Here is a 15,780-nt window from a genome sequence, read left to right on the forward strand (position 1 = left end):
GGCGGCGGGTCCGCCGGGCGCCGCCGGGCCGGAGGCGGCGCCCTGACCCTCGGCGCGCGGGCCGCCGGACGCGGAGCTCGCGGTGCCGTGGGCGTCCGGCAGACCGTTCTCCTCGCTGGTGAGCTGCTCGACGGCGAGGCGTTCGCTCGGCGTGGTCTGCCGCAGCCCGGAGCCGCGGTTGCGGGAGAGCGTGCAGCCGGTCAGCCGGACCGCCTCGGTGGAGTCCAGCCGCACGCCGTCGCCGATGTTCTCGACGGCGTCGACCTGGGAGAGCGCGGCCCGGCCGCCCGCCCCGATCCGCACGCCGTGCCGACGGTTGCCGTGGCTGCGGGCCCGGGTGCAGGTCAGCTCCCCGCCGTCCTCGACGGCGAGGCCGTCCTCGCCCGAGCCGCTCACCTCGCAGTCGCGCAGCGCGGCCCTGCCCACCTTGCCGACCACCACGCCGCAGTTCCTGGAGCCGCGCACCACTCCGGCGCCGACGAAGGTGTCCGCGCCGTCGGTGATCCGCAGGCCGGCCCGGCCCGCGTCGGTCACCTCGACGCCCTCCAGTCGGCCGCGGCCCTCCCGCAGCACCTCGACGCCGTCGGTGCCGGCGTTGGTCACGGTCAGGTGGCGCACCCGGGGGTTGGCGCCGCCGCCGATCGACAGGCCGGCGCCGGTGACGTCCCGGATCTCCAGCCGGTCGATGTCGGCGGCGCTCTCCTCGGCGAGTTCGACGCCGGCCGCGCCGCAGTTGCGCACCACGGTGCCCTTGAGCACCGGACCGGACTGCTCGCCGATCCAGATGCCGGTGCCGTCGGCGTCCGCCACCTCGCAGTTCTCGAACTGCCCGCGCGAGCGGCCGGTGACGTGGATGCCGTGCCCGGCGGTGCGGGAGGTGGAGCAGCGGCGCAGCTCCGGGTCGGTCCCGGCGGCCAGCGCGATGCCGTGGCCGGTGGTCGCGCTGACCACGCAGTCCTCCAGCAGCACCCGGGCCTCGGAGCTGATGTAGACGCCGATGGTGGTGTCGCGGACGGCGGTGCGCACCAGCCGGGTGGTGGAGCGCTCCTCCAGGGCGACGGCGGGCTTGTCGGTGACCGAGATCTCGCAGTCCTCGAAGGTGCCGCGCGCCTCGCCGTTGGCGCACACGCCGTTGCCCCGGGCGTCGCGCAGCACGCAGTTGCGCAGCAGCGGGTTGGCCCGCTCGCCGACCACCACGGCCGAGGTGCCGAGGTGCTCGATGACGCAGTCCTCGATCACGCTGGTGCCGGTGGAGGTCTCGACGATGCCGGCGCCGGCCGGGTTGGTGACCCGGCAGTCGCGCATGGCGAGCGAGCCCTGCTGGCGGGTGAGGACGGCCGTCCAGGAGCTGCCGACCACCTCGCAGTCGGAGAGCGCGGCCTGCCCACGCGGCACGTCGACGGCGGGCATCTCCTCGTCCTGGCCCTGCACCACCAGGCCGGTGAGCTGGACGGCCTCGGCCACCACCTGGACGACGCAGCCGCGCCGGGCGGTGATCCGCACGCTGCCGCGCGGCTCCTCGGCGGTGATGGTGACCATCTTGGTGATGACCAGGTTCTCCTCGTAGCGGCCGGGGCGCACGGAGATCACCGCCCCGCTGCGGGCCGCCGCGAGCGCGTCGCCGATCGTGCGGTACGGGCCGCCCCGCTGTTCCGGGCACACCGTCAGCACATGGCGCGACATGGCCGTCCTCTCCTGGGGTCTTCGTCGTTCGTCGGGGGTGGGGCGGTGGTCGGGACCGTCAGGAGGCCGTGCAGTCGGCGCGGACGGCGGAGGCCGCGATGTGCGCCTTCTCGGTGGAGGTGCCGGCCCAGTCGAGGCCCCGCGAGTGCAGCATCACGGCGATCTTGCCGCCGGTCACCGCATAGGTGCCGCCGGCGGTCACCCAACTCCCCCGGCTGCTGGTCTGGTTGACCGAGAAGTCGCCGATGGTGCCGGAGTTGGGCGTCGAGGTGTTCTGCACGGTGTAGTAGGCGGGCGCGCCGCCGACCGCCTTGAGATCGGAGTTGTTCGGCACGTAGACGGCGATCTTGCAGGTGCCCGTGGTGACCGGTGCGGTGGAGAACGTCCAGACCACCCAGTTGTCCTTGTCGTCGGTGTTCGCGGCCCCGGACATCGGCATCGAGACGTACTTCCCGTTGCAGCCCGAACCGGTGTAGCCGCCGGCCGAGTTGGTCAGCCAGCCGGTGCTGCCCTGCTCCCACCAGCCGTGCTGGGCGTAGGCGACGGAGGAGGTGCCGCACCCGTTGCCGCCGATGGCGCTGTAGGTGGCCTTCGCCGCCGCCGGCGGCGGCGCGGGCTGCTGGGGGGCGGGCGGCTGCGGGGCCGGCTGCTGCGGCGCGGGCTGCTGGGGAGCGGGCTGCTGCGGGGCCGGCTGCTGCGGCGCGGGCTGCTGGGGAGCGGGCTGCTGCGGGGCCGGCTGCTGACCGGAGGCGGGCTGCTGGTTGGAGGCCGGCTGGCCGCCGCCGGTGGCGGGCTGGGTGGTCTTGCCGCCCTGCGCGGACGAGCCGCCGCCGACCGAGGTCTTGGCCTGCGGGGCGGGCTGGCCGCCCGGCTGGGAGCCCGTGTTCGCCGGGACGCCGGCCGTGCCGGCGCCGCCCGGCTGGAGGCCGGGGACGGTGCCGGAGGTGTCGACGGGCACGGTGGGCTGGGCCGGGGTCTCGGCGTTGACCAGCGGTGCGGTGGTCTCCGCCGGGGTGCCGGTGGCCGGCGGCTCGGTGGGCACCGTCGGCACCGGCGCGTCCTCGATCTGCGGACCGTCGGGGAGGTGGTTGTCGGGCTGGTTCACCCCGAGGTTGTCGCCCCGCTTGTGGTCCTTGTCGGCGCCGTCGGTGATGAGGAACGGCAGGCCCATGAGCACCACGCCGGCCGTGGCCGCGGCGACCAGCGCGGGCCGCTTGAACCGCCGGCGGCGGCTGTCCGGCTCGGCGGGCGCGTCCGGGTCGTCGGCCCCGATCGGCTCCAGGAGGCCCGGCTCCTCGGCCGGCCCGTACCCGGCGTCGGGCGGGAGCTCCGGTCCGGCACCCGTCTCCGGGGTGGCCGGCCCGTAGTGCGGCACGGCGACCTGCTCGGTCGGCGACTCGGCCGCGACCACGCCGGCGGCGGCCCCGGCGCCCTCGGCGGCCTCCGCCGCCGGGGCCTCGGCCGGGCCGCCCTCCTCCTCCATCTCCCAGTCCATCGACGGAAGTTGGATCCCCGTGTTCCCGCCCGTACTCGTGCTCACCGCAGCTCCTCCGGCCTCGGATGCAGTCCCTGTCGACGGGACCACCCGGCCGACAGGTCTTCGGATGCTCCCACTGCGTCTCTACGGCCCGCCCGGGCCGAACGGTTCACGCCTCCCGCCGCCGGTCCGGCGGCGGGGTGGGGTTCAGGACGGCGAGGACGAGGTCCAGGAACTCGGGCTCCGGATCGCGCTCGATGGGCACGAGCTCCGGCGGCTCGGCTCCCGCCGGGCGCGGCGGCAGGTCGCGGTCCGGCTGCGGGGGGCTCGGCACCATCGGCGGGTTGGCCCCCTGCGCGTACAGGTCGGAGCCCTGCGCCTGCGGGGCGGGCCGGCCGAGGTCCACCCACGAGTCCTCGGACAGCTCGCTCCCGGTGTCCGACAGGTAGCCGCCCTCCAGGTCCGAGTCGCCCTCGTACTCCTGGGCCGTGCGGAACGTGGCGTCCGTCGGCCCGCGCCCGTGCGTCGGCTTCTCGTCGCCGTCCTCCTGGCTGAACTCGCGCCGGATCGATCCCTTGAGGGACGGGGCCGTCACCATCGAGTCCTCGGAGAGCACGCGCTCGTGCCCGAGGTTGGCCGGCGGCTCCTCGGGCGTCGCGTGCCGCAGCGACCGCTCCGTGTCGTTCGCGTCGTGGGCCGGCACGTACCGCACCGGCCGGACCGGACCCCCCGGGTTGCCGAAGGGCCGCACGGGCGGCGCGACGACGACGTCCTCCCCGTCCGGCAGGTCGCCCGGCGTCTCCTGCACGCCACCGAGGTCACCGTCGCGCGGGGTGAACGGCCCCTGGTCCCCGCCCAGCGGCCGGAAGGCCGGGTACGGTCCGGCCGCTGGGATCCGGTTCCCGCGCCGGTTCACCGGCCCGAGCAGGGTCTCCTCCTCGCTCTCCTCGCTCTCCTCGAAGTCGTCGTCGGCGTCCTTCCGGTTCTGCGGCTGCTCCGGGAGGTTCACCGTCGCGGCCGAGTCGTCCTCCGGCGCGCTCGCCTTGATCACCTCGGGCACCTCCTCCGGCACGTCGGTCGGCCGCTGCCGTGACAGGTCCTGGGCCGACGAGTCGTTCCCGTCCTTCACCCCGGCCCCGGCCGGGGTGAGGTCCGACTCCGGCACCTCGTGCAGGGTCTCCATCGGCGTGAACCGCTCCCGGGGCCGTCGCCGGGTCGGCGGAACGTTCTCCACCGTCGTCTCCCGCAGGTCCTGCGGACCGGGCCGCCGGACCGTGGTGTCGTTCGACCCGGCCGGGGCCGAACCGATCTGGAACTGGCGGGCGGCGCCCCTGGTCCTCGGCGGCCGGACGCTCTCCTCCGGGTTCGGCACCGGGTTCTGCCCCTGGTCGCGCACCGGGGCCTTCCCCGCGTCGGGCTTCGGCGGCGTCACCGGGTCGTCGGGGGTGACCACGATCACGTCCACCTCCTGCTTCAGACCCCGGGTCAGCCGCCGGAGCGTCCGCTCCAGGTCCTTCGCGTGCCGACGCGCGTCCTCGGCCGCCGTTTCCAGGGTGATCTCGACCAGCGGCCGGGGCGCACCCTGGGCGGCCGGCTCGGAGAACGCCGTCCGCAGCCCCGTGACCACCTCGTTGAGGTAGGTCGAGGAACCCGCCCTGACCGTCCAGCGGAAGTCCGGCTCGGTCGGCTCGTGCAGGACGAGGTCCGACTGCCGCTCGGTCACCGGCCCGTCCCACCGGTCGCGCACCTGCTGCTCCGACAGCACGTGGGCGGCGGCGACGTGGTCGACGACGTCCTGGAGCCGGTGGCGGTCCGCCCTCGGCAGTTCCTCACCGGCGAGCAGGTCGCGGATCCGGTCGAACGGCGCTCCGGACGCGCCGGCCCTGGCCAGGTCGATGACCTGGCCGAGGCCGTGGAGCCACTGCCGCGCCCGTGGGGTACCCGCGGTGAGCGACTCCGGGAGCAGGCTCCCGGCGGCCCGGCCCACGAGCGCGATCCTCGCGTGGTGGTCCGTCGTCGAGGCGTTCAGCCCCAGGGCGTCCGCCACCGCGCCGGCCGCGCCGGGCGGCCGACCGTGCAGCAGGATCTCGCCCTCGGCCGCGTTCTCGCTGAACCTGAGGTAGCCGTTGCCCGGCACCTGCTGCCCGGCCTTGGTGTGGGCGGTCGGGATGTCGATCTGGATCGCCATGAGCTCCTTGCGGGCGAGCGTCCGGTCGCCCTTGTGGTAGACCACCTCCACCTCCGCGAAGCCGTGGTAGCGCGCGGTCTCGTTCTTGATCTTGGCGTTGTTGACGAGCTGGCCGGCGGTGCCGGTGGAGAGATCGGTCCGGCCCTGGTGGCCGAGGTCCCCGTAGCCGCCGATCCGGCCGCTGACGAAGGTGCCGATGTCGCCCTTGAAGCCGCCGGTGGCCCTGGCCGAGATCTGGAGGGTCCGCTGGGCGTTGGTGCCGTCGGCGACCGAGGTGGTGTTGGTCGGGTTGGACTCCGAGGCCGTGTCGATCCGGACGAACTCCAGCTCCGTGATCCTCGTCCGGACCTCGACCCGGACGTCCCCGCTCAGGTCCGGCGGGCCGATCAGGAAGGTGGAGTTCCCGGGACGGCCCGTGGGCACGGGCGCCTCGCCGTCCGCCGTCGGGCGGGGCGGCAGGGCGGGCGGGGTGAGCGGGGTGGTGAGCTTGCTCGCCAGTGACACCGGGTCGATCATCCGGTCGACCGTGCGCCGGATCCGGTCCCAGTCCTTCGCACCGAGGAACTCCTCGGCACCCGCCGTCAATTGCCTGCGGGCGGCCTCGTCCATCGTGACCGAGCGCACGACGTCGGTGTCCACCAGCCCGTGCGTCCACACCCGGTCCGGCGGCGCCTTGGCCGTCGTGGCGCCCGCGGCCTGGTCGACCAGGGAGCGCAGGGCGTTCCCGCGGGGCGCGGACGCGCTGTCGAAGGCGTTCAGCGGGTTGGGCCGGTCGCCCGCCGGTGCCTTGGGCATCGTCTCGTTGAAGTCGATCACCGTCTCCATGCCCAGGGCGCGGCGGTAGTAGGCGAGCTTGGTGCCCCCGAGCGCGCTCTTCGTCTCGACCCAGAAGTGCAGGTCGGCCTCGCCGGTGAAGACGCTGCTCTTCAGCTTCACCTTGGTGGTGTTGCCGGAGCCCGCGCGGTTGGCCCAGGTCTCCTGGATGTCGTGGCCGGTCGCACCGGCCACCGCCAGACCCGCGTACCAGTTGCCGCCCGCGACGTTGCCGGTCACGCGCAGCTGGTGGCCGCTGCCCTTGCCTCCGCCGGTGGCGCCGTCGGCCGCCGAGTGGGTGTGCTCGGTCTGCGTCCCGGTGTTGAACTCGGTGGTCGCGGTCGTGCCGGTGTTGGTCAGGTTCCTGACGGACGCGCCGATCCTGATGGTGACGTCCCCGTCCGAGACCACCAGCCGGCGGCCGTTCATCATGCCCTTGAGCCGGTCCTGGAGGTGGTCCGGCGTGAGGGTGTCGTACAGCTTGTGCCGGAGGCCGGACCTGCCCGGTCCGTGCAGCCAGGAGTAGAGGTCCTTCCCGCCGGGTTCCGCCGTCTCCTTCGACCTGCCGAGGATCGCCTTGGCGAAGTCGAGCCGCTCGGTCACCGCCATCCGGTCGACCGCGACGGAACTGCCGGTCCGGTCCGACGACACGGAGGAGTCCTGCGGGTGGAGCGACGTGGAGCCGCCGCCCGGCTGCGACGCGGCCGAGCCGCCCCCCGGGTGCGGCGAGGCCGAGCCGTTCCCGTCGAGCGCGGACGAGCTCGCGTTCCTGCTCGCCGCGGTCGAGCCGGTGTTCGCGCCGCCCGGCACGAAGACGTTGGTGACCACGTCGGAGGAGCCCAGCACGTGCGTCAGCCAGACGCGGTCCGGGACGGCGCGCACGTCCTCCGGCTCGACGGGGTCGTACCTCGGGGTGAACACCTCCGTCCTCATGGTGATCGGGCCGAGCTTGGTGGTGCCGGGAATCAGACCCAGCGTCCGGCCGCGGATCTCCACGTCGAACACCACGTCGGTCTCCGACACGACGGCCGTCGAGACGTTCTTCGCCCGGTTGACGGTGCTGCCGGCGGTCTCCAGCGCGATCCCGGTCGACGTGTCCCTGCGGTAGGAGTAGTCGACCGTGACCCCGTTCTTGGCGACGGTGGCGTTGACCCCGAGGGTGCCCGTCACCCGGCTCCGCTCGTCCTGCGAGACGCCGTGACCGGTCCGGTTCTGCGCGCCGACCTCGAACTCGGCCCCGCCCACCTCGCGCACGGGCTTCGGCGCCGTGTTCAGCCGGGCCCGGACGATCACGTCGGCCGACCAGCCGACACCGCCGACCGGCACCTTCAGCACCCCGCCACGGGTCAGCTGGGAGATGTTGGCCTGCAGCGTGGTCGGCCCCAACTCCTCGGCGAGGATGCGGTCCAGCGACCGCGAGACCCCGCCGACCGGGCCGAACCGGCTCTTCAGCGCGCTGCGGACGTCCGCGAGCACCTGCCCGCCGCCGCTCTTCCCGTCGCCGAGCTCCTTGAACGAGACGACGGAGGCGGCACTGATCTCGTTGCGCGGCAGGACGACCTCCCCGCCCGACGTCTTCGCCGCCTTCGGCGATCCCACGCTGAACTCGGTCGAGAGGCGTTCCTCGACCGGGCGCGGCGCACCCCGGCCCTCCAGGACCAGCGTCAGCCTCACCGTGCCGCTGTGGACGTTCTGGGCGTCGCGGATCTTGCTGTTCATGTACAGCTTGTCCGCCTCGGAGTCACGGGTGCCGACGCGGACCCGCTTCTGGTGGCTGAGCTCCGTGCTGCCGGAGGGCGGGTTCCCGGCCACCGGGAAGCCGACGGCCCCCTGCTTGACGTCGTGCTTCCCGCTCTGCCGCCGCTCGGAGGTGAACGTGCTGCTCTCGTTCTGCCGGCTGAGGTCGGCGTCCTTGGAGTGCCGGACGAACGCCGTGTCCTCCAGCGTGGCCCTGACCGTCACCTTGAGACCGCGGCCCAGCGCGGAGTCCGTGAACGCCCCGGGCTTGCTCCGGTCGAAGGAGGTCAGCACGAACTCGTCACCGCGGGTCATCGCGCCGAGCCGGGAGGCCAGCGCGGGCTGGGTGGCGAGCTGCATCACCTCGTCCCGGATGGACGGCCAGAGGCTGCCGTAGTACTCCCGGCCGGCCTTCTCCAGATCGGCCCTGAGCTTGCCGACCGATCCGAGATCACGGATGACGGTGGCCTCCGGCAGCGTGGTGAAGGTGCGCTCCCATCCCTCCGGCCCCGTGCTCCCGGCCTCCTCCGTGGTCCTCCTCGGCGGCATCTGGACCGTCAGGTCGGCCTTCGGCATCAGGGAGCGGAAGCCGATCGGCACCTCGACGGCGTCGCCCACCTGCGTGTCGCCCCTTCGGACCACCACCTCCAGGTAGCCCTGGCCGTCGAGGATCGAGCCCGGCTCCTTGGTCTTGGTCGTGACCGCGGTCTCCAGCGTGCGGCCGGAGATCCGGATCTCGTCCGAGCCCCTGCGGATGCCGTAGCCGCCGCCGACGTTCCGGTCGTCCGCACCGAGCCGCCCGGCGCCCTGGATCTGCCAGAGCCCGCTGACGACCTTCCGCCGGAGCTTGGTGACGATGGCACCGGCACCGGTGTTGAACTCGGTCTCCTTGGTGTCCGCCACCAGCTCCAGCCGACGGCTGGCGGCCTTGACCTCGATCACGACGTCGCTGTCCGGCAGCCGGAGGACCACCGACTCGCCGTTCGTCATGCCCTTGAAGTCCTGCTGGAGACGCCGCTGACCGAACTCCGCCACCAGCTGGTCGGACAGCTTCCGGCTGTTCCCGCGGAACGCCTGCCGGACGTCGTCGTGCTGCATCATCAGGTCGACGACACCCGCCATGACCTGACGCTGCACGGGGCGGCGGCCCGCCACCCCGAGGTCGGTCAGTTCCGTGCTCCCGTCCGGGTTCGGCCCCGCCGGCCGGATCCGCGGCTCGCCGCTCACGTGGACGTCCAGCATCACGTGGGACAGGTGCAGCCGCCGGTCGGTCCGGATCCCCTCCTTGAAGTCCGCCGGCCAGGGCTTGTGGGCGGCGTCGGGGGCATCGGCGGTGGCGCGGGCCTCGCGCTGCGGGATGCCGACCTCGATCGGCGTCGACGTGACGTTCTCGGCCTCCCGGTTCAGCCGGCCCGTGAGCGCCGGGTCGTCCCGCCGCCCGGCCGCCTGGTACCCGACCTCCAGGAACAGCCGGCCGTCGAACGTCAGGGTGGTCTCGGTGGTCTTGGAGCGCGAGAACAGCCGGGCCCGGGTCGTCAGACCGTCCCAGCCCGTGACGTCGCGCTGGTAGCCGGCCGAGCCCTGGAGGCGGAACAGCTTGAAGAAGTCGAACCGCCCCTGCGGACCGAGGCCCCAGCGCCCACGACCGCCCGCGACCGTGCCGAGCGACACCACCCGGTCACTGCCGCCCTCGTACTCGAACTTCTCCTTCGCCTTCTCGCCCACCCGGTGGGCCAGGTTCCCCACCTCACCGCGGACGGTGATGGTGCCGTGCCCGGCGTCCGTCCCGACCGGGATGTGCAGGACCTCCCCGCGGGACAGGGCCGACACCTGGGCGCGCAGGCCGGAGCCGCTGAAGACGCCCTCCGCGAGCGTGCGGGCGAGGGCCTGCGGGTTGGCCGTCCCCTCGGGGAGCTTCGCCTCGATCAGCTTCGCGACCTTCACGACGAGCGCGCCGTTCGGTTCGCCGATCGAGGTCACCATGTGCGCGCCGGAGAGAAGACCGGATTCGTCGACGGCCCTCGGCGGCAGCAGCGGCGACGGCGGTGGTGGCGGCGGCGGGTCCGCCGGGAGCTCCTTGACCTCGTCGGCCTCCTTGCGCTCCTCGACGATCTCCTCGATCTCGCTCTTCGCCTTGGGCTTGAGCGGCCCGGCCGTGCTCTCCTCGACGTCCCCGTCCTTGCGGCCGGTCGTGAGGTCCCCGTCCCGGTGCGAGGTGACGGACGGGTGCGTGCCGGAGCTCCCCGCTCCTGTCGCGGCGGTGCTGGTCGCCGCGTCGATCAGTGCGACCTGCCGCCGGAGCTCCTCCATCGACAGGTGGTCCTCGGCCTCCGGCTCGACGAACGCCGCCTTCGCCTTCGCCTTGCCCTTCCGCCCCTCCGACTCGTCGCGCGGCTGGAGGTGGACGCCCGTGTTCCCCGTCCCCTCGTCGTGGTGGATCGAGAGGCGGCGCCCGTTCACCGGGCCGAACACGACCATCTCCCCCGGGCCGTCGGCCCGGGTGTCCGAGCGGACGATCCGCAGGTCCAGGGCGGAGGCCATCAGGACGAGGAACACGTCCTGCACGTGGCGCTGGGCCCGCGCGGGATGGACGCCCCACTCCCGCCAGGTGGCGAGTTCGTCCCGGAGGGACTCCCTGAAGGACTCCCAGTCCACCGTGTCACGCCGCTGGCCGCCGGCCCAGTCGAGGTAGAAGCGGTACGCCTCGTCCGCGAGGTCGGGGTCGTCCAGGAATCGCCGCTCGACCTCCTCCCGCAGCGCGCGCTCGGCGGCGTCCGGGTCCCCGGCCACCCGGTCCGCCCCGTCCTCGCCGAGGGCGTGGACCAGCAGTTCCCGGGGGGCCGCACCGGCGATCGACCGCAGCACCGGCAGGCCGCCGTGCTTCCCGTCCTCGTTCTCCGGGAGCACGGCGTTCCGCAGCCGCGGCGCTCCGTTGTCGGCCGGCGTGGAGTGCTGCCGGGAGTTCTCCTGGCCCGGCTCGCCCCAGATTTCGGCGATCCGGCCTCCCTCCCGCCGGACGTGCACGGTGACGCCACCGGCGGTGCCGTCGACGACGCCGTTCTCCGGCAGCCGCCCGGACCGGTGGGCGCGGTCGAGCACGACCCCGGCCGCGTAGCGGATGTCGTCGGCCGACCACTCGCGCGGCAGGCCGGAGCCGCGCGGGTCGCGCCAGGCGTCCTCGGTGAACTCCTGCCAGAGCCGCCGGACGTCGTACTGCGGGGCGGACGCGGGGATCTGCTCGTCCTGACGGCGCGGGCCGGGCTCGCGCAGCGCGTTCGGCCCCTCGGTCGGCATCACCCGGTCGGACAGGGTGGTCACCGGGCCCGCGTGCCTGAACAGCTGGGCCGGCGGGCCCTGTTCGTGGTTCGGGCCGAACCCGGGCAGCAGTCCCCCCAGCAGCGTCGGGAGGCCGGTCTCGCCGGCCTGCCGCGCCGTGAGGCTCCGGTAGGCGCCCTCGGGACGGTCCACCGGTATCACGGTGACATTGACCAGCAGCGGCTGCCCGCCCCGGTTGCCCTGCGCCCACTGCTGCCGGACGCTCCGGTTCAGCTGGTCGGTGTAGGCGTGGACCTGCTGCTCGGTGATCCCGCCCTCCCGGCTCACGTGGAGGGGGACGACGATGTCGACGCCCTGCTGTCCGGAGTTGAAGAGCACCCGCCGGACCTGGAGGAAGCCGTCGCCGGCGGCGATCCGCCGGCCGTCGCCGGTGGCGATGATCCGGTGCCGGTCCCAGCCGTCCGTGCGCCCCTCGGGCTGCACGTCGGTCGGGCGGTAGGCGAGGTGCTGGCCGTCGCGGCTGAGACCCTCGATGCGGACGCCCCCGGCCTCGCCGACCCACCGGTAGGTCCGGTCGTCGATCCGGACCTTGTGGAACGCCGAGGCGTGCGCCGACTCCACGGCGTCCAGGACGGTCCGCCGGTTCCACTCACGCGGGAACATCGTCCGCGCGGAGTTGTCCGGCTCCCGCCAGTGGTTGCGGAACTCCGCGAGCGGCGCGTCGGGAGCGACGGTCGCGTCCAGGAAGCGCACCCTGGCCCGGTAGGTGCCGTTGACGTGGACGGGGCCGCGCTCGATCACCTCGACACCGCGCCGGCGGAGCCAGGTCGCGGCGTCCACGCCCGAGCCCGGGGTGATCTCGTGGTGCAGCCCGGTGAGGAACTGCCGGTCGCCGTAGCGGGCGATGTCCTGCGCCCGCTGCCCGTACCGCAGCAGGTCCCACGGGCGCGAGGGCGCGTGGGCGAGGTCCGGGTCGCGGGGCGGGAGCGGGCCCAGGTCGGACAGACCGTCCCACGGCACGGCCTCCCGCCTGGGCCGGGTCGGCGGGGGCGGCACCGGTGCGTCCGGCGTCGTCGGCGGGTCGGGCGTCAGCGCCGAGTCCGGCGTCATCGGCGGCTCGTGCGGCTCGTGCGGCTCCGGCTGGGTGTCGGAGGGCCGGAAGGACAGGAACCGGTCGCCCCGGATCTCGCCCTCGATCCGCACCCCGGCGTACTCGCCGACCCAGCGGTGGCGCCCGCCCCAGAGCGGGGTGACCGCGTCGTGGGCCAGCGCGTGGAGGTACGCCTGCTCGGCGGCGTAGACCGCGTCCGCCTCCGTCCAGTTGCGCGGGAACAGCCGTCGGCGGTCGGCGGTGTCGGTGGTGTCCAGGATGCCCGCGGCGCTCTCGGTGTTCACCGTGACGGCGCGGCGCCGGCCCCTCGGCGCGGCCTCGTACTCGACGTGCAGCACACCGTTGGCGTGCTGCTCGACGATCCCCGTGGGCAGCCGGCGGTCCGCACCCGCCACCGGGAGCAGGTGCCCGCCCTGGCCCCGACGGTCGCCGTACAGCGCGGTCTGCCGGGCATCCGCGTCGAACGCGGCCCGGGGCGGCAACGGCCGGCCGTCCGGCGCCCGGTGGGTCGGGGTGAGCCGGGACGGCTGGGTGCCGAAGACCTCGTCGATGGCGGCACCCAGCTCGCGCAGGCTGCGCGGCGCCAGGTTCTGGACACCGTCCAGCCTGCGGGACGGGATGCCGGCCACCTGGTCGGAGGAGACCCGGCCGTGCTCGACGTGCGGGCTGTTCATGATCGTGGCGTCGTTCTCGACGACATGCCGGTTCTGGAAACGGCGGTACTCGTCGTCGAAGCCGATCAGGTGGCCGATCTCGTGGGCGAGCGTCTCCGGGGTCGATTCGAGGGACCAGGTCTCGTTGTCCTCGTGCAGCTCGCGGCTGAACAGGTCGACGATGTGGACGTGGTGGTTGACGTCGGCCGAGTGGTCGACGAACTCGGGACGGACCCGCAGCACGCTGCCGTCGGGCAGCCGGTGCCCGGTGTTGTACACCAGGTTGACGCCCTCCCAGGCGCGGTCGATCACCAGACCGATCTGTTCGTCGGTGAACTGCTCGACCTGCGCGTCGTAGCCGTAGCCCTCCTCGATGCCCGCCTCGGCGGGCTCCCGGCGGATGTGGATGCGCACCACGACCTCGGTGGCCGGCTCGCCGTTCTCCAGGAAGCCGCGCCGGGCCTCGTACCCCCGCAGGAACGAGGCCGAGACGGACCGCTGGAACGCGTCGACGGGGGCCCGGACCTCGCGGGCCCCGGTGACGCTCGCCAGGGCGGACTCGTCGAGGTCCACCAGCATGGTGAGGTCGTCGCCGTGGTCCGTCCCGGCGACCGAGGACTCCCGGTCGGACGCCATGTCGGTGTCCTGGTCCTCCGTGACGTGCTGCTGCGCGTCGTCCTCGGAGACCCGCACCACCAGCTCGCTGTCCGGGCCGTACTGACGGACGGTGCCGTGCCGGTCGGTCACCTCCAGCCGGACGTGCAGGGCGTGCGCCAGCAGCGGGGCCAGCGCGCCGCCGAGCCCGGCGTCGTGGGTGCCGTCCCCGGCCTCCAGGGCGTCGCTCAGGCCGTGGAGCTGCCGGGCGGTGGCCGGGTCGGGCACCGCGCCGGGCCGGAACGCGGTCAGCGCCTCGGCGGGGAGGTGGTCGGGCGGGGTGTTCCGGAGGTAGTCGGCGACCTCCCGGGCCATCAGCCGCAGCAGTTCGGGCCGCGGGGTGCCGGCCGGGAGGTCGTGGTGGGCCAGCAGGGCCGCGGCGAGTTCGGGGGACGCGTCCGCGACGGCGGTGAGCAGCGGGTCCGCGGCCGGCGGCGCGAGGTGCGGGACGGCGGGGCCGCCGGGGCCGCCGGTGTGCGCCGGCGCGTAGCCCGCGGGCGCCTGCGGGGCGTGCAGCTGCGGAAGGTCCCGCTGGTCGCCGATGCCCCGGTAGCCGTGGATCATGCCGTCGACGATGTCGACCTCCAGCAGGACGCCGCGGAAGTCGCCGAAGACGACGCTGTTCTCGTTGGGGCGGACCTGGTGCCGGTCGACGAACTGCGTCACGGCCCAGCGGGCGTCGGCGGCCGTCCACTCGCGCGGCAGGCTCTCGTCCTCGGGCAGGCCGCGGGGGTCGAGGTCGAGGCCCTCCCGGCTGAAGCGCTCGTCGACGGCCTCGGCGAGCGGCCGGCTCCGCGGGTGGCCGTCCTCGGTGACGACGACCGCCGGGTGCTCCTCGGTCTCCCGGCGCGGACCGGGCTCGCGCAGGTCGGCGGGGACGTCCGGGGTCCCCTCGGCGTCCCGGTGGCCCCGGAGCACGTCCGCCCGGGTGGGGGCGGACTCCTCCAGCAGGTAGAGCGTCCCCTGGAAGCCGTCCGGGTCGTACGGGTCGGCGAGCGGGCCCAGCAGGGACCGCACGTCGTCGTCGAGGTCGACCGCCATCCGGTCGTCGGGGCGGGGCGAAGCCTCGTGGTCGGCCGGCGGGGTGGCGGCGTCCCGCGGCCCGTCCCCGAAGTCGAGCCGGACGGTGACCAGCATCTCGGGCAGACCGTCCGCGTCGGCGGTCGCCCGCACCCGCTCCCGGACGAAGGTGTCCACCTGGCGCCGGAGTTCGGCCCGGTCGCCCTCCCGGTCGCGGTGCGCGAGGTCGCCGTCGACCCGGACGGTGATCTCCAGGCCCAGCTGCCCGGAGTCGAACAGCACCCGGGAGAGGCCGACGGTCCGGCCGTCCAGGTCGGTGTCCGCGCCCCGTTCGACGTGCAGCACCCGCGCGTCGTCCCAGGCGTTCAGCGGCGGCGCGGGCTGCGTCCCGGCCGGGCGGTGGGCCAGGTGGGCCCCGTCCCGCGAGAGGCCCTCGATGCGGACGCCGTCGGACTCGCCCACCCAGTAGTAGGTCCGGCCGTCGTCCAGGGGGACCCGCAGCTCGTGCGGGACGCTGTCGTGCGCCTCGTCGACGTGCGTCAGCAGGTCGGTGGACGACCAGCGCCGCGGGTACATGACGCGCACGCCCTCGTCGTCCGCCCGGACCCGCCAGCGGGTCCGGAAGTCCGCGAGCGGCGAGTTCGGCGCGACGGTCGGGTCCAGGAAGGCCACCCGCGTCAGGTAGGTGCCGTTGTGGGCCCGCGGCCCGGTCTCGACGATCTCCACCCCGTGCGCCCGGAGCGCGCTGCTCCGCTCGGACCGCGACAGGTCCAGGCGGTGGTGCAGGCCGGTGAGGTTCTGCCGGTCGCCGTAGTGGACGACGTCCTCGGCGCGCTGGCCGAAGGTCCCGAAGGCCCGTCGGCGCGCCTGCGGGTCGTCGGTGAGGGTCGTCGGGTCGGGCCGGTGCGGCGCGTTCAGCGGCGGGTCCGTGTCCGGCTGGTCGTCGGCCGGACGGAACGCCGGGAAGCGGTCGCCGTGGACCTCGCCCTCGATCCGCACCCCGGCGTACTCGCCGGTCCAGCGGTGGCGGCCGCCGCCGAGCGGGACGACGTTCCGGCGGTCCAGCGCGTCCAGGTACGCCTGTTCGGCGGCGTACACCGCGTCCTCGGACGTCCAGTTGCGCGGGAACATCCGGCGCAGGCCGGAGCCCGCGACGAGGAGGTCGTCG

At 74.4% G+C, this 15,780-nt stretch carries 3 protein-coding genes; all 3 read right to left on the reverse strand.

All coding sequences use genetic code 11. The features are described from left to right. Positions 1-1,683 (reverse strand): right-handed parallel beta-helix repeat-containing protein (locus tag ABT093_RS39165; RefSeq protein ID WP_350572270.1); only part of this gene is annotated, 1,683 nt, incomplete at its 3' end. Between the two features lie 58 nt (positions 1,684-1,741). Next, complete coding sequence (locus tag ABT093_RS39170; RefSeq protein ID WP_350572271.1) at positions 1,742-3,223, reverse strand: hypothetical protein; 1,482 nt, start codon at positions 3,221-3,223, stop codon at positions 1,742-1,744. Between the two features lie 106 nt (positions 3,224-3,329). Continuing rightward, positions 3,330-15,743 carry an EndoU domain-containing protein gene (locus ABT093_RS39175; protein ID WP_350572272.1) on the reverse strand — a complete coding sequence of 4,138 codons (12,414 nt, stop codon included), beginning with the start codon at positions 15,741-15,743 and terminating at the stop codon, positions 3,330-3,332. Between the last annotated feature and the right edge of the window lie 37 nt (positions 15,744-15,780).

Source organism: Kitasatospora sp. NPDC002551, assembly GCF_040296005.1.
In the GTDB taxonomy this organism is placed as follows: Bacteria; Actinomycetota; Actinomycetes; order Streptomycetales; family Streptomycetaceae; genus Kitasatospora.